This is a genomic window from Maribacter orientalis (assembly GCF_900109345.1).
GTDB lineage: Bacteria > Bacteroidota > Bacteroidia > Flavobacteriales > Flavobacteriaceae > Maribacter > Maribacter orientalis.
In genome coordinates this window covers 703113-722404 of sequence record NZ_FNZN01000002.1, presented here as the reverse complement: position 1 = coordinate 722404, position 19292 = coordinate 703113, and the positions used below count along the sequence as shown (strand labels likewise).

17 protein-coding genes are annotated in these 19292 nt (G+C 40.1%); 9 read left to right on the top strand and 8 right to left on the bottom strand.

Going from position 1 to position 19292, the window contains the following annotated elements:
- Positions 1–62: 62 nt before the first annotated feature.
- From BMY56_RS06900 to BMY56_RS06875, 6 genes are all read right to left on the bottom strand, one after another.
- Entirely contained in the window at positions 63–644 is a 582-nt protein-coding gene (locus BMY56_RS06900; protein ID WP_091621730.1) for a hypothetical protein, read from the bottom strand.
- A gap of 22 nt (positions 645–666) precedes the next feature.
- Positions 667–3666: a type I restriction endonuclease subunit R gene (locus tag BMY56_RS06895; RefSeq protein ID WP_091621727.1), complete on the bottom strand. Its 3000-nt coding sequence runs from the start codon at positions 3664–3666 to the stop codon at positions 667–669.
- Positions 3663–4886, bottom strand: coding sequence for a restriction endonuclease subunit S (locus BMY56_RS06890; protein WP_091621725.1), 1224 nt, complete (start codon positions 4884–4886; stop codon positions 3663–3665). Before BMY56_RS06890 ends, BMY56_RS06895 begins: the two co-directional genes overlap by 4 nt.
- Complete coding sequence (locus BMY56_RS06885) at positions 4887–5744, bottom strand: nucleotidyl transferase AbiEii/AbiGii toxin family protein (protein ID WP_091621722.1); 858 nt, start codon at positions 5742–5744, stop codon at positions 4887–4889.
- A complete protein-coding gene (locus BMY56_RS06880; protein WP_177170932.1) occupies positions 5719–6714 on the bottom strand; it encodes a type IV toxin-antitoxin system AbiEi family antitoxin in 996 nt (331 codons plus the stop codon). Before BMY56_RS06880 ends, BMY56_RS06885 begins: the two co-directional genes overlap by 26 nt.
- 127 nt (positions 6715–6841) lie before the next feature.
- Positions 6842–8419 (bottom strand): type I restriction-modification system subunit M, encoded by a 1578-nt coding sequence (locus tag BMY56_RS06875; RefSeq protein ID WP_091621716.1) that lies wholly within the window; start codon positions 8417–8419, stop codon positions 6842–6844.
- Positions 8420–8755: 336 nt separating this feature from the next.
- Here BMY56_RS06875 and BMY56_RS06870 point away from each other — a divergent pair, with 336 nt between their 5' ends.
- The 3 genes from BMY56_RS06870 to BMY56_RS06860 all read left to right on the top strand — a co-directional run bounded on the left by BMY56_RS06870 (position 8756) and on the right by BMY56_RS06860 (position 13566).
- Positions 8756–9229 (top strand): (2Fe-2S)-binding protein, encoded by a 474-nt coding sequence (locus BMY56_RS06870; protein WP_091621900.1) that lies wholly within the window; start codon positions 8756–8758, stop codon positions 9227–9229.
- A gap of 4 nt (positions 9230–9233) precedes the next feature.
- The gene (locus BMY56_RS06865) at positions 9234–11420 is read left to right on the top strand and encodes a xanthine dehydrogenase family protein molybdopterin-binding subunit (protein WP_091621898.1); all 2187 of its coding nucleotides are present in this window, start codon (positions 9234–9236) and stop codon (positions 11418–11420) included.
- A 463-nt stretch (positions 11421–11883) separates the two neighbouring features.
- Entirely contained in the window at positions 11884–13566 is a 1683-nt protein-coding gene (locus tag BMY56_RS06860) for an ATP-binding protein (protein WP_245737161.1), read from the top strand.
- 124 nt (positions 13567–13690) lie between these two features.
- Here the strand turns inward: BMY56_RS06860 and BMY56_RS06855 are convergent, their stop codons facing one another.
- A complete protein-coding gene (locus BMY56_RS06855) occupies positions 13691–13981 on the bottom strand; it encodes a DUF2188 domain-containing protein (protein ID WP_091621712.1) in 291 nt (96 codons plus the stop codon).
- 165 nt (positions 13982–14146) lie between these two features.
- Between BMY56_RS06855 and BMY56_RS06850 the strand changes: the two genes are divergently transcribed.
- From BMY56_RS06850 to BMY56_RS06830, 6 genes are all read left to right on the top strand, one after another.
- The gene (locus tag BMY56_RS06850) at positions 14147–15598 is read left to right on the top strand and encodes a glycoside hydrolase family 30 protein (RefSeq protein ID WP_091621709.1); all 1452 of its coding nucleotides are present in this window, start codon (positions 14147–14149) and stop codon (positions 15596–15598) included.
- A gap of 135 nt (positions 15599–15733) precedes the next feature.
- A complete protein-coding gene (locus tag BMY56_RS18605) occupies positions 15734–15904 on the top strand; it encodes a hypothetical protein (RefSeq protein WP_177170931.1) in 171 nt (56 codons plus the stop codon).
- 213 nt (positions 15905–16117) lie between these two features.
- The gene (locus BMY56_RS06845) at positions 16118–16534 is read left to right on the top strand and encodes a PH domain-containing protein (protein ID WP_091621707.1); all 417 of its coding nucleotides are present in this window, start codon (positions 16118–16120) and stop codon (positions 16532–16534) included.
- A 54-nt stretch (positions 16535–16588) separates the two neighbouring features.
- Positions 16589–16858, top strand: coding sequence for a hypothetical protein (locus BMY56_RS06840; protein WP_091621705.1), 270 nt, complete (start codon positions 16589–16591; stop codon positions 16856–16858).
- Between the two features lie 296 nt (positions 16859–17154).
- The gene (locus BMY56_RS06835) at positions 17155–17346 is read left to right on the top strand and encodes a hypothetical protein (protein WP_091621702.1); all 192 of its coding nucleotides are present in this window, start codon (positions 17155–17157) and stop codon (positions 17344–17346) included.
- Between the two features lie 62 nt (positions 17347–17408).
- On the top strand, positions 17409–17975 hold the full coding sequence (locus tag BMY56_RS06830; protein WP_091621700.1) for a TlpA family protein disulfide reductase: 567 nt from the start codon (positions 17409–17411) through the stop codon (positions 17973–17975).
- 5 nt (positions 17976–17980) lie between these two features.
- Here the strand turns inward: BMY56_RS06830 and BMY56_RS06825 are convergent, their stop codons facing one another.
- Entirely contained in the window at positions 17981–19036 is a 1056-nt protein-coding gene (locus BMY56_RS06825; protein ID WP_091621697.1) for a phosphotransferase enzyme family protein, read from the bottom strand.
- Positions 19037–19292: the final 256 nt, after the last annotated feature.

The following is a 19292-nucleotide window of genomic DNA, read 5'->3' as shown; positions in this document are numbered from 1 at the left end:
GCTTTTTGTATGATAGAATGGATAATTTTGAAATGAAAAATCAGGCAATTAATGGGTTTGGGTTATAACAAACCACTCTGCTTTCCGAACATAGGTTTACATTGATTCCAAAGCTCTTGCTCGTAAAGTTCTAATAAGTTGATAGGATTTTTTTCTTGATTGGGCATATCAACTTTGTATAAGCTTATTTTGAATTTACAATCAACATCTTTTGGAAATGAGTAGAATAGATGCATTGAATAGACTGATTTGCCACCTAAACCAAAATGACTTCTCATACGGGTTGCTAAGTTTTTGCCCTTACTAGAACCTACATAAAGATATTTACAAGCTATGTTTTCGGTATTAACTTTAGAGTATTTGCGACCATCTTTTTTTTCCTTCTTAGCATTTTCAAAATGCTTTTTCACCTCTTGGTATTGGTTACAATCGAGAAGTTCAATTGTGTATACAATACCATCTTCAGAATTATTGAAGCTCGATTTAATTCTAGATTCTAATTTCTTTGAATTTTCTTGTTGAAGTTCTTTTCTCTCAATTAGAAACTCCTTATCAGATAATTCTAAATTGGTCTTTTTAGCTAATTTCTCTGTCAATTGTAGACGCTCAATTATAGAGTGTCTTAATTCTTCTGTTAGGTTCATGCGTATTTAATTTTCTTGTGAGTTAACCTAACAAAGGCCATTCGCCATATTGTCCTTCTGCTTGTTCGATTACTTCTTTTAATAGTTTGTCGAGTTCTGAAAATGGGACTTTGCCTCGTAATTCTTTTTTAACCGCCAAGCGAATAGCTGCTTTGGCATTTTCCTTTTTTGTCCAATCTAATTGCAGGTTTTTCTTGACCGATGCTACCACGGTATGCACCAAATCTTGAATTGGCCCAGATTGATTGAGAAGAGCACTATTCGCAGAAAGTAAATCGTAAAAAGCGAGTTCATCTTCGGTAAGTCCAAGTTCTTTTGTTCGCTTATCGTCTTCTTTCATCTCATTCGCAATATCTAGCAAGTGCTTTATTGCGGCAATGGAATCTAAACTGTTCTTATGGTATTTGCCCAATACTTTTTCAAGTTCGTCTTTGAGCTTTCTTCCTTTTTTAATGTTTTTGCTCATCCGTACTTTTAACTCATCATTAATGATACGGCGTAGCAACTCTATTTTAATATTTTCTCCACCCTTGTCTTTTACAATGGCTTGGAAAGAATCATCTACGATAGAAATATCAATCTTATCGAGATTGTACATGGCAGCTAAATCTACAATAGCCTGAGATTCTAGGGACTTGCTAATAAGGTCCTTTATGCGGTCATTTTTTGTTCGTTGTGCTCCTGGGGGATATTTTATTTTCCGTATCTGCTCCCTGAATTTTTGAATAATAGCCACATCTTCTTGAATCTCCCAAATCCGTTCATCTGAGTTGGTCATAGCCATTAATTCGCTTAACTTCCGTTCTTCTTTTAGGTAGCCTTCTGTTGTTGCATCATCTTTTAGTAAAGCATTTAGAACATTGGTGGTCCACTTCATTTTCTCAGTAGCAGGCATTTCATTAATGGTATCCAATTCAAAACCGCCGACTAAAGATTTAACGATACTTAATTGTTCTAAACATAGCTCTACGGCAGCATCTAGATCTAAGGTAGGTTTTCCAGCACCACCGCTGCCCGTATATTTTTTTGTGGCTTCTGCTAAAAATCCTGATATACCAATGAAATCAACTACCAGTCCATTGGGTTTACCTTCAAAAACTCGATTGACACGTGCAATGGCTTGCATTAAATTATGACCTTTCATAATCTTGTCTACATACATGGTATGAGCACATGGAGCATCAAAACCGGTTAACCACATATCGCGTACGATTACCATTTTAAGAGGGTCTTCAGGATTTTTAAATCTAGATTTCACCGCTTCCATAGCATCTTTGGTCCGCATGTGGGTATTCCAACTCACGGGGTCTTTTCCAGGACTACTGGTCATGATCACTGCAATTTCAGGGCAATCTTCTAAAGCCGTCAAAGCATCGTACATTTTAACGCAATTTCGGCGGCTCATACAAACAACCATAGCCTTGCCGTCTAGAGTTTTAGTACGTGCTGTAAAGTGTTCTAAAATATCTTTAGCTACGGTCTTTACGCGATCTTCCGAGCCTGCAGCATCTTCAACAGCTGCCCAAACGCCAACGGTAGTATCTTCTGCTTGTTCTTCAACTTCTTCTAGTTCTTGGGTGTATTTTGCTTTTATATTAAGCGGTACCATTTTTGGCTCGAAGTAGATGGGTACCGTGGCACCATCTTCTACGGCTTGCTTAATATCGTACGTGTGAATGGTGGGACCAAAAACCTGCTCAGTATCTGCATCTTTGCCATCAACGGGTGTACCCGTAAAACCAATAAAGGAAGCATTAGGTAATGCACGGCGAATGTTCTGTGCAAAACCACCACTTTCAAAACCGTATTGGGTACGGTGTGCCTCATCTGCCATAACAATTAGATTATAGCGTTCACTTAAAATGGGGTGTTGAACCTCTTTACCGTTTTCTAAATCTTTCAACCTGAATTTCTCAATGGTCGTAAAAATAACGCCACCACCATCAGAGCTTAATAACCTTCTTAGGTCATCGGTACTTTCGGCATGCTGAACATCACCTACCAAATCTTTGGCGAGCACAAAATTTTCATAGAGCTGTTGATCAAGATCTGATCGATCCACTTGAATTACAATAGTTGGATTCTTCAATTCTGGTCGCTGGCGTAGAATACCTGTTAGTATAGCCATACTAATACTCTTACCAGAACCTTGGGTGTGCCATATAACACCTAATCGTCCATCTCCATTTGGCTTTATATTCTCTAGACTGCTTTCCACGGCACGGCTGATACCCCAATATTGGTGGTACTTTGCGCCTTTCTTTATAATCTTGCCATTGTGGTCTTCATGAAAGATGAAATGTTGTAAATAATCTAATAGCGTCTTTTTTGGGAATAGCCCATGCAATAACGTTTCTAATTGCAACTCTGCTTTTTGCTCGGTATCATCTCCATCCAAACTTTTCCAAGGGGCGAACCATTCTAAGGCGGAAGAGTACATACCGTGTAAAGCCTCCAGACCGTCTGATGCTATACAAATGGCATTGTAATCAAATAACTGTGGAATATCTAGAACGTAGTTATGTAGTTGCCTATGCGCATTTTCAACACCTACGGTGGAATCAAAGGGATTCTTAAACTCAAACACAATGAGCGGCAGCCCATTGATAAAAATCAACAGATCCGTACGGCGGCTGTTTTTGCCTACGATACTGACTTCGTCTGAAACTATAAAACTATTATTTTCTGGATGTGTATAATCTATAGGGTATAAGTGCCTTGCCTTTTCATTTCCCTGTGCATCTTTCCAAGCAATATCTATTCCTTGGGTAAGTTTCCTATGAAAATCTTGATTGCGATACGCTACCTCCATACCCTCATGTTGTGTAAATTGGGCAAAAGCTTCATTATGTGCCGTTTCTGGTACGTTGGGGTAGGTGGTTTTTAGAAAGTTCTTGAACTCCGTTTCCAATACAACTTTTTTAAGATCACGGTCAAGGGTATTGCCTGTAATATGTGTATAGCCCAAATATTGTAGCCAAGCTATGGCAGCATTTTGGGCAGTATGTTCGTTTAAGCTCATAGGACTGCAGTTATTTCTTCCTCAAATTCTTTTAGACGGACTTCTCCTGAAATGAGTTTGGGAAGTAGGGTGTCGCGGAGTTTGGTTAGAGTTTGGTTTTCAATAGAATTTGCTTTAATCTTCTTGAACATTGGTTCTATTGACAGATTCATTTTATTTACAATCGTTTTAGGAGGGCAAACTATATTAGTTGAACTAAATGATGATGTTGTGATTGTATCGAAGACAGAACCATATGAAATTTGTTGAAATCTTTCAACAAGACTTTGAATCAATAAATATATAATACTAGGGGAATAATCTTGCTTTGGATATAGTCCAAAGCAAGATTGGTTTATCGCCATTGGTTCAGAAAGCATGCCCATTTTACCAACAGAGCCCCTAGCTACAATAATAGTAGAATCTTCAGGAAGTAATTTAGCGGCGCTTTTTGAAATACCTAAAGGTGTAATTGTACGTTCTGTTCGAGTTGCATATATATTTCCATTATTCCCTAAATCTTTAGCAGAAACCCATTTTATATCGCCATTCCAATATTCTTCAATTTTAGTTTTTGGTGTACCTCCTGTAAGTAAATCTACTATTTCTAATAGCCCTTTGACATCCCATCCCTCTGGAATCAAGCCCAATTCAGAATCTTTAAACTTACCTTCTTGAAATGGACCAAAATCTACAAACCAATATTTGTACAATGCCATTGCCATGTCTTCTAATGTTTTGTTCATGGCAAGGTTGTTCTCTATTTTATCGTCTATGGTAGAGAGGATGCTTGAGATGGCTTCTGCTTCTTTTGGTTTACATACTAGAACCGGAAAGTTTTCTAAATCTGTTCGGCTAAGGTTCGGAAAAGTTGACCCGGTACACAATGTCAACATTCTTTCTAAATAGTAATCAAGGATACATTTTATATACTTTGTGGAATACCCATTTTTGCCTCTAAATGCCCCAATTCCTCTGCCTATTGCATAAATCTGATTTGCATAATTCATCCGTCCCGTGGTTGATCCTCTAACGCAAAAGAGAACGTCTCCTTTCTGAGATAATTTTTTCGGGTCAATTGTAAATTGAGTCGGTGTTGGACTTGAATATCCGAATTCTGTTGGACCATTAAGTAAAGGAAGCCCATCACCATTATTATTAGTAGTCGAGCCCTTTGGAGATTGTCCCATGATAATCTCTGCTATATCTCCAAGCTTGTATGTATTCCAGTTATTGGGCATCTAGAGTCTATGGTTTTGGGTGATTCCTTTGTGTATTGCCTTTAGTATATTCTGAGCAAATTCAATATTTCGGTCCATAGCCGTAGCAATAGCTATAGAAATAGGACCGATTTCGTTTGCTAATTCTGTTTCGAACATACTTAAAATATTAATTCTTAATGCATCATTTAATTGTAACACCTCTTGCATTTTTCTGCCCATAACTTCGGCAGCCGCAGTACTGGTTTCAAATTCTTCGGCATCGAACAAATCTGCATATGCAGAATCTTCTACAAATAGTTCTGGTTCGTAAAGTGGCCATGCCGACTCAAGCAATGCAGCAATGTCACCGAGGTCTTTTGTTCGTGAAGGTTTTTCGGACCATGCAATCAATTTTAAAATCACCAAACCATGCGATGGACTAACCGGTATACTAAAACCTTCTGGATGTTTAAATACTTCAGTAGCTGATGCAACTTCGGTCATGCCAACAGTAGATAGCGCTATTTGCCTCTCTGTAAATGATACGGTATGGTCTTGCGCAATTTGACCATAAGGCAAAAAGTCTATAACGGTATTTGACTTGGTATGAAATAAGCGGTAGGGCATTTGCACCTTGGTATCTACAAAACCGTGTTGCTTTATTTCTTTTTTCAGGGCTTCAAAACTGGCATGGTCTGGTACCATTACTGCGAAATCAATATCTGCCGTTGCTCTACTAGGTTTTGCTCCCGCTTTGTATAATGCTACGTCTCTCGCATTTGCACCAATTAGGTAATAATTAATACCATTAGAAGCAAAAACGCGTTCCAAAATTAGGTACACCTCAGTATGCTGGGAAAAAGAATATATCTTAAAGCTTTTGTGCGATATGTTCATTATAGATGATTTGTGCGGTTTCTATATTTCTAGTGTCACCAGAATGTATTAGTTGGGCATATATAATTAATGGGTCTACTGTATTCTTATTTTCCATTATGGATGCAACACTAGTATTTCCCCAAAAAGGTTGATATAGTGTTATTTTGCCATTAGGGTCGGGCACCAGTTTTAAATCAGTCATAATTTCTTTGAGCGTAAGCGTAGTAAAAAGTGCGTATTTTTCTGGGTATAAATAATCGGTTAAAAGTGCCGCTCCAGGCTCGCCGCTCCACCATACATTAGGTTGTAAAAATTGAGTTTTCCAATGATCTTCAAGATTTCCTGTAAAAGAATAAGTCCCTATTTTATAATTTGGAAGTACTTTTTCATTAAGAATGGGAATCCATCTATCTAATAATTCTTCTTTACGAATGAGTTGATATTTTTTATCATTATTCCATTCCACTAAAAAACCTTCATCAAATAAGCCATTCATTATTTTACTTACACTTCCTACAGATATTTTACTTAGATGCGCCAACCTGCGAACAGTTTCGTTTATCTCCTCTGGACGATTTAATAATTGAAAAATTAATTGGGCACCAGCTTGTGTAAATACTTTGGTAGTATTCGGCATAACAGGTTTACTATTACCATGCTCTGTGAAAATTTTAAGTTGTGGTATTTCTATATAAGCATTGCCATAACTATCTAAATAATTAATTTTATTTTTCTTTAATTGCTTTTTAGCTTTAGGTGTTATGTATTTGGAAGCAACTAATAAAGGATGCTTTGCTGGCTGATTTAAAAGGATAGGCACATTGTGTGGTCTTATTTCATTTTTGAAATAGACACTTACTTCTTTACCGTTTAATTTATAAACAGGTAATTCATTCGAGTCGGGTGCCTTTTCATAGATAGCCTCAATATCTAACTCGAGTCTATCTATAAATTCCATAAAATATGCAAAATCTAATAACATGTTCATTTTTTTAGCTTGTTCACGTAACATGAACAGTCAAATGTAGTGAACAAAATTGATAATTTTATAGATTTGTTCATTTTTTAACTCTGTTCATGAAACATGAACAATTAATTTTGATGAACAAAATCATTTAAAACTTATCAAAATTCTCCAGAATTTGTTTTTTTAAAGTTTCTCCTTTCTCAAACTGCTCTAATAAAGTAGTTTTCAAAGTCTCCATTTTTTCTTCAAACGGGATACCATCATCTTCTTCCGCTTCGGTACCAACATAAATACCTGGAGTAAGCTTATAATCTTGTTTTTGTATTTCTTCTAAAGTTGCCGCTTTGCAAAAGCCGTCAACGTCATCGTAGGTTTTGCCAACAGTTCTCCAATCATGATAGGTGCCCGCTATTTTATCAATATCGGCATCTTCGAAAATCCGTAGTTTACGGCTTGCCATCGTACCCATTTTAGCGGCATCAATGAATAAAACTTCTTTCATTCGTTCGCGGTGCTCGCCATCTTTACCATCGCGATTTTTACTTAGAATAAATAGACAAGCAGGTATACCGGTGGTTAGAAATAGCTTGTCTGGCATACGCACAATACAATCAATCATACCTTCATCAACCATATACTGGCGTACATTCTTTTCTCCTTTTGTATTAGAGGTCATGGCTCCGTTTGCCATTACGATACCAGCGGTACCAGTATCGCTTAAATGGTTCCAGAAGGTTTGCATCCACATGTAATTGGCACTGCCATCGGTCGTGAATTCTTCTCGTGGTCCAAAAAGTCTAGGGTCTTTTTCAGATAAGTCTTCTGGGTGCCAGTTACTCACGTTAAAGGGTGGGTTGGCAATGACATAATCTGCCTTTAGACTAGGGAACTTATCATCTAGTAATGAGTTACCTAATTTAATATCAAAAGATAGGTCACGCAGCAAAAGGTTCATTAGACACAAACGCAACGTTTGTGAGGTCATTTCTTGACCATAGATAGAAATGTCACTTTTATTACCGCCGTGTTCTTTTATAAACTTTAAGCTCTGTACGAACATACCGCCACTACCACATGCAGGGTCAAAGACCCTACCTTTGTAGGGTTCCAAAATTTCAACCAACAAACGAACAATACTACCAGGTGTAAAGAATTGACCGGCACCAGAACCCTCTGCCATAGCAAAACGACCAATGTAGTATTCATAAATACGACCAAGGATATCACTTTCAGGATTTTCCTTTTCAGAGAACTTTGGGTGAGATAATAGGTTAATTATACCGCCAGTCTGCTTAGAAGACAATTCGCTCTTAACGAATATTCGAGGTAATAGGTTATTTAACTGCGGGTTGTATGCTGATAACAATTCTTGAATGACATCAAAAGCATCATCAATAATAACTTTAATATTATCCTGCTCGGCATTGTCCTTAAAATACTGCCACGAGGCTGTTTCCGGAATCATAAATGTATTTCGCGAGCGAAATTCATCTGGATCAGATAACACGTATTTCTTTTCATCTTCATCTGTCGTGAAATAAGAAGAAGAAGGTTCGTTGAATTGATTGGTAAGTTCTTCTTGAACTACTTCAAAACGTTCACTTAAATGCTTTAAAAAGACAAGTGGTAAAATGTAATTTTTATAGTTGTTTTCAGAGACTGCACCACGAAGTTCGTTGGCGGCGTCCCATAACTCTTTTTCAAAATCAATATCTGCTTTTGCCATATAGGGTATTAACTCTTATTTGTTGGGGGAAGGTTATTAATCAACTACCAAAATAAACAAACCATCTTTAAAAAGCAGGGGAAAAGAAAATTCTTACCCGCTTTTTAACGAATGAAAAATAAATCTGAACAGACTGCTGGCATTTACCTTACGGAAACCCGTAACCACGATGAGTAAATGGTGTTATAATAGGTTTAGTTCGGCAGGCGGGTAAGGTCTCATTCAGTACGACACTCGAACTGACAGCTTTTGTTTCCTCCCCTTTAAAAAAAACCATTTTATTCCCAGATGGCATCGTTTCTTCTTTTTTGCTAACTTCACGGAAACTAGATGATTATGGCTACGTATTCACTGAACATCAACGGAACCTCTCATGAGGTTGATGTGGCCCCGGGCACCTCTTTGCTCTGGGTGCTACGGGAACATCTGGGCCTCACCGGCACCAAATACGGCTGTGGTATTGCACAGTGCGGCACGTGTACCATCCATGTTGATGGCAATCCTGTGAGGGCCTGCATCCTTCAGGTAGATACGATGGCCAAGGGGCAACAGATCAAGACCATTGAAGGACTTTCGGAAAAGGGCGACCATCCGGTGCAACAGGCATGGATTACCGCACAGGCCCCCCAATGTGGCTACTGCCAGTCTGGTCAGATCATGCAAGCGGCTGCGTTGTTAGAAACAAATCCAAATCCCACACGGGAAGAAATCAAAAGCTATATGAACGGCGTGCTGTGCCGTTGTGGCACGTATTTACGTATCCTAAAAGCCATTGAAATGGCCAAAGAACAAACCTCCAAAACCACTTAAGGCCATGAAAAACACAAGCACCAAAACGATATCCCCCATGGGCCGCAGGCAGTTCTTAAAATCCTCAGGGGGCGTGGCTCTTTTTATTACGGCTTCCGGCCTTTTGCCCAACATACTGTCCTGCACGGACTCCAAAGGGGTTGAGCGCCAACTCACAAAACATGACGTCACCGCTTGGGTGCGCATCACCGAAGACGGCCAAATCACCATCTACAATCCCGCGGCCGAAATGGGCCAGGGATCTATGACGTCCCTGCCCTTGGTCTTTGCCGAAGAAATGGATGCGGACTGGTCTAAAGTGCATGTGGAATTTTCTCCACAGGAGGCGGACATCTATGGCTCCCCAGGCTGGCAACCCGGTACCAAGCTCATGTTCACCGTGGGCAGCCGTACCACCAATAGCTACTACTCCGTCATGCGAAAAGCAGGGGCACAGGCCCGTTATGTGCTATTGCATTCTGCAGCGGCCCATTGGCAGGTGCCCCTTACTGAATTGAGTACGGGCCCAAGTGAGGTCATCCATGAAAAAAGCGATAAAAAAATAGGCTATGGCGCCTTGGTGGCCTATTTGGCCATGCCTGAAACCCTGCCCGATTTTAGTGAAACAGGCTTAAAGGATCCCAAAGATTTTCGACTGATCGGGAGCCAGATTCCCCGAACGGAAATCCCCGAAAAAGTGGACGGCAGTGCCCTCTTTGCCATGGACCTTCGTTTGCCCGATATGGTCTTTGGTGTTTTAGAACGGGGCGCCCTGCACGGAGCAACACCCACCTTAACCAATGAAGAAGACATTCTAGCCATGGAAGGGGTGCTTAAAGTGGTGTCCTTTGACTATGCCATTGGCGTGGTGGCCAACACCTTGGAGGCCGCCTTGAGCGCCAAAAAGGCCCTTGCTATCCAATGGGGCGATGCCCAGGCCAAGGGATTCAACTCACAGGAGATCTACCCTACCTATGCTAAGATGGCCAGTGCCCCCGAAAAGGGTAAGACCGTTAACGAATTGGGTGATGTGGACCGTGCATGGCGCACGGCGGCCAAAACCTACGAGGCAGATTTTAAGAACGACTATGTGTACCATGCCCAAATGGAACCCCTCAATGCCATAGTGCAGGTGGCCCAAGATGGGCAGAGTGCCGAAGTCTGGGTGGGCAGCCAGCAAGGTCCGGATACCAAATTAGGTATTCCCGGTCTTTTGGGCATTCCCCATGAGGCGGTCAACGTGCACCTGCAATATTTGGGCGGCGGCTTTGGACGGCGGAGCATGAACGATTTTGTGCTGGAATGTGGCAGCTTGGCCCAGGCCATGTCACCACAACCGGTGAAATTGGTGTGGACGCGCGAAGATGATGTAACCTATGGCTGCTTCAGACCCTTGACCCTGCAACGGCTAAAAGTAAGTACCGATGCCCAGGGTACTCTCACCGGTTTCTCCCATTGTGTGGTAGGCGATGGTGGTAATTTGGTGGCCAGTGGCGCACGTAACGACCATTATGCGATACCTAACCAATGGGTAGAATGGCGCGAGGCCTCCCATGGCGTGCGCTTAAAACACTGGCGTTCGGTAGGGCATGGTCCTAATAAATTTGCGATTGAGGCCATGTTAGACGAGGTGGCCCATGATCAAGGCGTAGACCCTATTGCCCTACGAAGAAAACTGATGGTCAACGCCACCAGGGCCTTGGCAACGCTGGAAAAGGTGGCCGAAATCTCGGATTGGAACGCCCCATTACCCGAAGGCCGCGCCAAGGGGGTTGCCTTTGTGGAGCACGGTTCGTTGGGTACGGGCGTGTGTGAGATTTCGGTAGACCGCACCTCGGGTACGATCAAGGTGCACCGTTTTTGGATTGCTTTAGATGCCGGGGTCGTCATACAACCGGATAATGTAAAAGCCCAAATGGAAGGTGGGGTTATTATGGGCATAAGCTCGGTGCTCAAAGAACAGATTACGGTGGTGGATGGCCAGGTACAACAACGCAATTATAATGACTACCAACTCCTACGTATGCAAGAGGTACCCGATAGTATTGAAACGGTGATCCTCCCATCTGCGGAGCATCCGGAAGGTGTGGGTGAAACCGCTACCCCCATGGTGGCGGGGGCCATTACCAATGCCTTTTTACGGTTAACGGGCAAACGGTTACGGCACCTGCCCTTTACGCCAGAACGGGTTTTGGCCGTTTTGAACAGTTAAGGTATTTAAAGGTTAAAACTAAAGCACCTTGTCACTTCGAGTGAATTTTCGAGGTACGAGGAAATTAGTATCGAGAAGATAGCGTACAACAAAGGTTCTCGATACAATTCGTTTGCAGCAATCCACTCGAACTGACCATACGTAAACTCAAACAATAACCCGGATGTCACTTCGAGTGTTTTCAAACGAACGAGAGTGAGATTGAAAAAGTATCGAGAAGCATACATGTTCTAAAGAGTTCTCGATACAAGGTTCCCTTTCAGAATGTTTATAGCAAAACTGGATACCGTTTTGAAGCCCCGGAACACAGAAAGCTAGTCGTTTCGTAGTGCGTACACTTCACTTATCCGTGTGTTTGCAAACGATTAAACTCCATTGACAACATTTTGTAGGAATTTACATATAAAAAGTAGTTATTTAGGATTTCAAATTAAGTTCCGTTTAACCTAAATTAATCCACACTATGGATGAATTCTCGCAACGTAGGGTAAAACTTGTATTTATACTTTCCCTATTCACTACGGGCATTACGGCACTATGGTTTTTTCTGGCCAGAAGTCTGAATTTGCACGAATTGAGCTTGTACATTGGAGCAACGATGCCTTTTTTCATCTGTTCCGCTATCATCTCAAAGTTAGGCAACCTCACTCTGGCACGTTTTGTTTATCTAGTCGCCTTTAATATTAGCGTTTCGATAACTTCTTCTTTTATAGGAAAGGCAGGTAGTGTTGAATTTATATTACTATTTGCCATGGCATTACCCTTTGTGTTTTTCTCATTTAGACGGGAAAAACCCTACGTCGCACTTTTTCCTATGCTATCCATAGTACTTTGGCTTCTTCTCTATGTAACTGATTTTAATTTATTTACCATCACAAAGATGGATACGACACTTGCAGACACGTATATTTATCCCGTATCTATTTTCACTACTGCGGTGCTTGTGACCTACCAATTGATATTTTTCTCCATGATCAATGCTCGCTTTTATTCCAATATAAAAGATCAACGGGAAGATGCCATTGAAGCATCCAATGCCAAGTCACAGTTTCTAAGCATGATGAGCCATGAGATACGAACGCCCATGAATGCTATTATAGGACTCTCCCATATTTTGGGGGATACCAATCCTAGACCAGATCAAGAGGAAAATATAGAAGCCCTCAACTACTCGGGTAAAATACTATTGAATTTACTGAACAATGTATTGGATTATAGCAAGATGGAAACAAGCGGTATAGCCCTTGATCCCATTCCTACAGATGTTATGACGGCTGTAAAGCAGATAAAAAAGATTCATGAGCCAGGTTGTTTAGGGAAAGGGATTACGTTTAAATTACAGGTCGACGAAAAACTTCCAACGTTGTGGTTGGATATTGTCCGGTTTAACCAGGTCATAAATAATCTGGTCTCTAATGGCATAAAGTTTACGAAACAAGGAAGCGTAACCCTAAAAATTACAAAACAGGAAGACCGCAATGGTACTGTGCGTATGCGTACCGAAATTATAGATACGGGAATTGGTATTTCAAAAGAACAACAAGAGAAAATATGGCAGCCATTTGCCCAAGCCTCCATTAGTACAAATCGCTTATATGGTGGTACGGGATTGGGCCTTCCTATCGTAAAAAGTATCGTAGAAGCCATGGGGTCTGCGGTACACATAGAAAGTGAAGTAGCACAGGGTAGTCGTTTTTACTTTGATTTAGAAGTAAAGTCTATTTCTAACGAGAAGTTGAACCAAGATAGTGGGAAAAAAGAGCGTAATCTAAAAGGTAGAAGAATACTACTCGTAGAAGATAACAAAATAAATATCATGGTAGGCAAGCAGATATTAGAGAGGGCCAACCTAGTGGTAGATGTCGCCTTTGATGGTCTCATGGCGGTAAACATGGTCAAAGAAAATGATTACTGTGCTGTTCTTATGGATATTCAAATGCCCGTAATGGATGGGTATACCTCTTCCATAGAAATAAGAAAATTCAATACCACCTTACCAATTTTAGCGCTATCTGCCTCGGTATTCTTAGAAGTAAAGAGCAAGATAGAACAGAGTGGTATGAACGGATTTATTTTTAAACCCTTTGACCCCGAAGACCTTTACAACAGAATTGAGGCGGTGATAGATATGCCGCTAGCTTCCTAAATTTTAGCATACCCCTACCGTAAACATAAAGAAAACGATGTATTAGTTGAAGCCTGATAGTGGGTTTCGCTCGTATTCCTTCTAAATATCCAGTTGAAACCATCCTGTTACGCCTTTCCCTAACTTAATCATAGCCTATGCGGTCGCGTATGGTGCCATCTTCTCTATGAATAATGACATCGGCTTGGTACTTGCGGGCAAGTCGTTTGGCTTTGTTAATAGCCGTAGTCTGGAGTTTATGTTTAGAGGTAATGCGTTTATTGCCTTCGCGCCGTACTGCCCAAGCGTTTTTATAGGGTACTACATGTTGGTGCCATGTTCTTCCTCTTTTGCCTTGGCGGGCGCTGTTAAAGAAAACTTCAACCAGTTCAATTACAATAGTAAGCCAAGATCGGGTAGTGTTGTTTTCGGGCATGGTATATTAGGTATAGCTTTCGAAGATACTATTTTCAGAGAAAAAGGTTGCAAAACCCACTCGAAGTGACAGAGTTGGCCATAAGTAAGAAAAAACCATTTTCAACCACAATGCAACGGCAACTATTTATAAGTTCATTATTTTTAAGGAATCTAAATGTTCCCTATGAAATCGAGTCTGCGTTTTAGTACCCTACAGCGAATTTTGGCAGTCGTGTATTTAGCCTTGGTGGCCAGCTGTGCTGAGAAAGAGAAAAGTGAAGCCGATGCCACTACCGCATCCGTCAAAATATACATTACGGCTTTAGACAAATCACAACTTTTACAAGAGCATGAGGTAGCTACGAATAGTACGACTACGCCTGCAGTTACCATACAAGTAGACCCAAGTACCACCTACCAAGAAATGGATGGTTTTGGGTACACCCTTACGGGGGGTAGTGCGCTACATATCAGTAACATGTCCGCACCCGCTAGAACGGCTTTGTTACAAGAATTATTTGGTACAGGTGCCCACAGTATTGGGGTAAGTTATTTGCGTTTAAGTGTGGGCGGTTCCGATTTAGATGAATACCCTTGGTCGTACAAAGATTTGCCCAATGGCGCTACTGATGTAGAACTTGCACAATTTTCCTTGGCCTATGATACCTTGTATCTGATACCGGTATTGAAGGAAATTTTAGAAATATCCCCAAAACTAAAACTCATGGGTTCGCCGTGGTCTCCCCCTTCGTGGATGAAAGACAACAAAGACACCCGTGGCGGTAGTTTATTGCCCGAATATCAGGCGGTGTATGCGAACTATTTGGCCAAATACATACAAGAAATGGCAAAGCAAGGCATTACGATAGATGCCCTCACCATACAAAACGAACCCTTGCACCCAGGTAACAACCCAAGTCTATTGATGTTGGCCGACCAACAGGCCGATTTTATAAAAAATGAGTTGGGGCCTACCTTCAAAAGCTTAGGTATTGAAACAAAAATCATCATTTACGATCACAATGCAGACCGACCAGATTATCCGATTTCTATCTTAAATGATGCCGATGCGGCCCAATATATAGATGGTTCGGCCTTTCATATGTATGGAGGTGAAATTGAGGCCTTGTCTGAAGTTCATGAGGCACACCCCACTAAAAACCTCTATTTTACCGAGCAGTGGGTAGGGGCTCCCGGAGATTTTGCCGGAGATGTCGCTTGGCACAACGAAACCTTGATTATTGGGGCTACCAGAAACTGGAGCAAAACCGTGTTGGAATGGAATGTAGCGGCCGATGAACATCAGAACCCGCATACCGACCGTGGTGGTTGCGACCGTTGCTTGGGGGCATTGACCATAACGGGAGATTCCGTAATTCGAAATCCTTCCTATTACATCATTGCACAAGCGTCTAAGTTTGTGCCCCCTGGGTCTGTTCGTATGGCGTCCACTGCATTGGAGAATCTGCCTAATGTCGCTTTTAAAACTCCCGATGGAGCATTGGTTACCATCCTTCAGAATAAAGAAGCGACAACCAAGACTATAGAAATACAACTAGGTGAAACGGCTGTTTTTGTAGAAATGCCTGCAAAATCGATAGGGACTCTAGTCTATAAAGACCCCAATGAATCGTAAGGAATCTGCATATTTTAAAAGTGGAAAAAAGGAGTATTTGTTATAAAGTTTGTGCGCGGTTCTACAATTAAACGTTTAAAAAATAGTTTGAAAGAATTATAGTACAAAACCCAAAATAAAAAGTAATAGTAAATAATGGCAAAGATTGAAATAAAAGGTTCCCCCGAAGAACTTGAACGAGTGGCCACTTTCTTGGCAAACAACAACATAAAGTTTAATGTGGTCAAAGATTACGGTAATCACTCCTTAGACGATATTGATAAGTACGAACACCTTATCAGTAAGTATGCTGCAAGTATAAGCTAGTACCAGTATTAGGGTAGCCAAGAACATATAGAATTTACCTGCTACCCTAAGTTTGTTCGCGCACGAAGAAATTATATCGAAAAGGTACTATATAGTCTGCCAATAATTCATACAGCAACTTTTACCACATTAGAAAAACAAAATTCGTATTTTAAGGGGGTTGAACGGTATTCGCGATTAGCATAGTTTCGTAGAACAAGCACTACATAAAGGATGAAAAAATATCCATCAAAAATTGGTATCGGACTTGTTATTTTCATAGCAGCCGTATTGGTCGGTAGTACGATACCGATGATATCACCACCTATTTGGGTTGGACTAATCATTAACCTGCTGCTATTCATTTTTATAGGGCATTTGTTCTTAACTACGTATTATGTAATAGATGGTGATTCATTATATATTAAATCGAGCTTTTTAATCAATAAGAAAATCGATATTAAAAGGGTTAAGAAAATTTCTGAAACCAATACCCCTTTGAGTGCACCTGCTGTATCACTAGATAGACTTGAAATTGTTTATGACGAACATGGCAGTATTTTAATTTCGCCAAAGGATAAATTAGGCTTTATAGCACAAATGACTAGATTGAATCCTGAAATTGTAGTTCAGTACAAATCAAAAAACTAAGGTTCAGATTCTAATTAAACACAGATTGAAAATCGATATAAACTCATCAATAACATGAAAGGCTTACAAGATATAAAGGCAGAAATAGACCAATACGTAAGTAGTACCAATAAACCTGCACTAGAGGTTATTGAAGCGCTTAATAAGCACTATTTTAATAAGGCTGTAACGGCGGAGATACAACTGTATAAGAAGAAAAAGAAAAAGGTCGCTGAAATAACCAAAAATTTAAAAATATCGCACCGAAGGTTTTATAAGATTCTAGAAGATAAAAAGGTGGAGTTTACCAAATACAACAAGTCTAAGGAAGAGGACGAGGCGTAATTGGTAACATTCTTTTTAAGAAAAGGATTTAAAAAACAGAGACTATAATGAATCAAGAAGCATTATCAAAACTTAGTACAGAAGAGCTGCTTAAAAGGCATACGGCAGTAAAAACCATAGTATGGCTGCTAGCAATAGGGTTGACAGGCGTGTTGCTATTTTTTATCTAAATGTCGATACAAGATGGGTTAACTCCTTTACTTGCGGTTCCTTTAGCGTTATCGGCTATCATACCTTTGAACGTAAAGAACATGAAAACCCTTAAAAAAGGACTAGATTCAAGAAAATAATTAATTATGAGAAAAACAATATCGATTATCGGGATGGTAATCGCCATAATAACCATTGTATCTAGTTTTTTTAAAAATGGAGACACAGGCCATATGTTCGGGTTTGAACTGGATATTTGGACCTATCGTTTAATTTGGCTTGCTTTGTTCGGTGTAATTCTAAATGGTTACCTCAAAGAAACTAAAAGGGTCAAATAAAGGATGTATAAAACGGAATTACCCAAATTAAGGTACTTATACATCTCTAACCTTTACATCTCATGAAAAAACGAAAGTTCAAAATCAGCGATATCATTTTTGTAGTGTTCATCGCCTTGCTACTGATACCACAAACGAGAACTCCCATTCAGGTAGCGCTCAATAAGCTAAAAGTTGCCGTATGGTCACCTAGTGTTGAGGATGAAGAAGACCAAGAACAGGTAGTTCCTTTTGAATATGTAGTACAAGAGTTGAATGGCACAATAAAACATATTGCTATTGGCAAAGGGAAGGTTACGTTTTTAAGCTATTGGGCAACATGGTGTCCGCCTTGTATTGCAGAGTTACCGGGAATTCAAGCATTGTATACCGATTACGGAGACAACGTTGAGTTTGTGTTATTAACCCAAGAAGAAACCACTAAAGTACAGCGATTCATCACCAAAAAAGGCTATGATGTACCAGTGTATATTCCGCAAATGCAAGCTCCAGAAATACTACAAGAAAATAGTATTCCTACCAACTACATTATTGATGCTAAAGGTAATATTATCATCAAAGAAACTGGTGCCGCAGATTGGAACAGCAAAAAGGTAAGAACACTTTTAGATGGCTTGCTCTCAAAATAGGAAGATTACTTAAGCCTTTCTTGAATACAGGCAGCCATTAAAACCTTTTTCTGTAATGCCTTTTCAGCAAAATTAAAGAGGCTTAAGCACCTATCGAGGTTTTGATTTTCGTAAGAGACTTTGTAGTACCTATTATTATTCAAATAATCCGTTAGAGCCCGTAAACCATGAATAAAAGGCATAAATACGGCGCCAAGGGGTAAACTTTGCTTTTCTTCTTCCGTTAAAAAAGAATCATTAGTGGCTAGTCCGTCAACAAAAGCTTCAAACAATTCATTGTTAAAAGTAATGAGGTCATGATTTTGCTCATCTTCAGGGGCAACATTGACAACGGTTCTAATCGCATCACCAAAATCATAATAGAAATAGCCTTTCATGATGGTGTCCAAGTCAATTAAACAAAGTGCTTTTTCGGTTGATTTGGAGAACAATATATTATTCAATTTGGTATCATTATGACAGATACGCACAGGTAGCTTTTCATTATTTAAATGCTGTAATTCCTTTAAAAAATGATGTGCTTTTGTAATGGCCTCTGCGGCAATTTTACGCTTTTGTACTTCAGAAGTTGCTAGTGCTTCTTCGAATTCATGAGCCCTATGTTCAAGGTTGTGAAATTTAGCAAGGGTATCTTCGAACAGGTCGACATCAGCATCTTTCAGTAGTCTGTGAAATTCGCCAATAATTCGTCCCGCTTCAAAAGCTGTACCGGTATTCGTGGTTGTGTTATACGTAGTGCTATCAGGAATGTAAGTCATCAACCTCCAGAAATCATCATTTTTCACTAGGTAGTTCTTTCCGGTCCTGGTTTGCACAAAAGTTATTTGCGCATAAACCTCTGCAGTTAAAAAGGGAAGCGCATGGCCAATATTATTCATCAAAACACCTGCGTTTTTAAACACATTCCGATTGATTTTCTGAAGGATGAATTGCTCACCTTCGGCATTGGTAACCAAAAAGGTATCATTAATGAGTCCCACAATTAAGGGCACGCACTGAAAGTCGTTTCCGTTGAGGTTGAATTCTTGGAGGATATCAAGCATGTTTTGTTCGTGGGCCATAGACTATTCGGTTCATTGGATAAAGATATTGAAACGATACGCATTAGCCGCAGTGCTTTATTCTACTATTTTCGTTAATAGCGATAGAACATCGTTCTTTTAAACGCAAACTAGAAAAAACCACAGTGTTCTATAAAATAAAAATTTTATTAATTCCTTATTAAAGGCAATAGGAGGCTATGTTCAAGCGTTTGTAAGGGGATTCATACATATAAAATATATGGTTGGATGAATAATTTAGCAGCTATTAGGTTGG

What these genes read in the sequence shown, in the direction of transcription:
- BMY56_RS06875 (WP_091621716.1), bottom strand. Translation starts at nt 8,419, where the DNA reads ATGGCAAAAGCAGATATTGATTTTGAAAAAGAGTTATGGGACGCCGCC.
- BMY56_RS06835 (WP_091621702.1), top strand. Translation starts at nt 17,155, where the DNA reads ATGAGAAAAACAATATCGATTATCGGGATGGTAATCGCCATAATAACC.
- BMY56_RS06850 (WP_091621709.1), top strand. Translation starts at nt 14,147, where the DNA reads ATGAAATCGAGTCTGCGTTTTAGTACCCTACAGCGAATTTTGGCAGTC.
- BMY56_RS06895 (WP_091621727.1), bottom strand. Translation starts at nt 3,666, where the DNA reads ATGAGCTTAAACGAACATACTGCCCAAAATGCTGCCATAGCTTGGCTA.
- BMY56_RS06840 (WP_091621705.1), top strand. Translation starts at nt 16,589, where the DNA reads ATGAAAGGCTTACAAGATATAAAGGCAGAAATAGACCAATACGTAAGT.
- BMY56_RS06860 (WP_245737161.1), top strand. Translation starts at nt 11,884, where the DNA reads ATGGATGAATTCTCGCAACGTAGGGTAAAACTTGTATTTATACTTTCC.
- BMY56_RS06890 (WP_091621725.1), bottom strand. Translation starts at nt 4,886, where the DNA reads ATGCCCAATAACTGGAATACATACAAGCTTGGAGATATAGCAGAGATT.
- BMY56_RS06870 (WP_091621900.1), top strand. Translation starts at nt 8,756, where the DNA reads ATGGCTACGTATTCACTGAACATCAACGGAACCTCTCATGAGGTTGAT.
- BMY56_RS18605 (WP_177170931.1), top strand. Translation starts at nt 15,734, where the DNA reads ATGGCAAAGATTGAAATAAAAGGTTCCCCCGAAGAACTTGAACGAGTG.
- BMY56_RS06885 (WP_091621722.1), bottom strand. Translation starts at nt 5,744, where the DNA reads ATGAACATATCGCACAAAAGCTTTAAGATATATTCTTTTTCCCAGCAT.
- BMY56_RS06845 (WP_091621707.1), top strand. Translation starts at nt 16,118, where the DNA reads ATGAAAAAATATCCATCAAAAATTGGTATCGGACTTGTTATTTTCATA.
- BMY56_RS06900 (WP_091621730.1), bottom strand. Translation starts at nt 644, where the DNA reads ATGAACCTAACAGAAGAATTAAGACACTCTATAATTGAGCGTCTACAA.
- BMY56_RS06830 (WP_091621700.1), top strand. Translation starts at nt 17,409, where the DNA reads ATGAAAAAACGAAAGTTCAAAATCAGCGATATCATTTTTGTAGTGTTC.
- BMY56_RS06825 (WP_091621697.1), bottom strand. Translation starts at nt 19,036, where the DNA reads ATGGCCCACGAACAAAACATGCTTGATATCCTCCAAGAATTCAACCTC.
- BMY56_RS06855 (WP_091621712.1), bottom strand. Translation starts at nt 13,981, where the DNA reads ATGCCCGAAAACAACACTACCCGATCTTGGCTTACTATTGTAATTGAA.
- BMY56_RS06865 (WP_091621898.1), top strand. Translation starts at nt 9,234, where the DNA reads ATGAAAAACACAAGCACCAAAACGATATCCCCCATGGGCCGCAGGCAG.
- BMY56_RS06880 (WP_177170932.1), bottom strand. Translation starts at nt 6,714, where the DNA reads ATGAACATGTTATTAGATTTTGCATATTTTATGGAATTTATAGATAGA.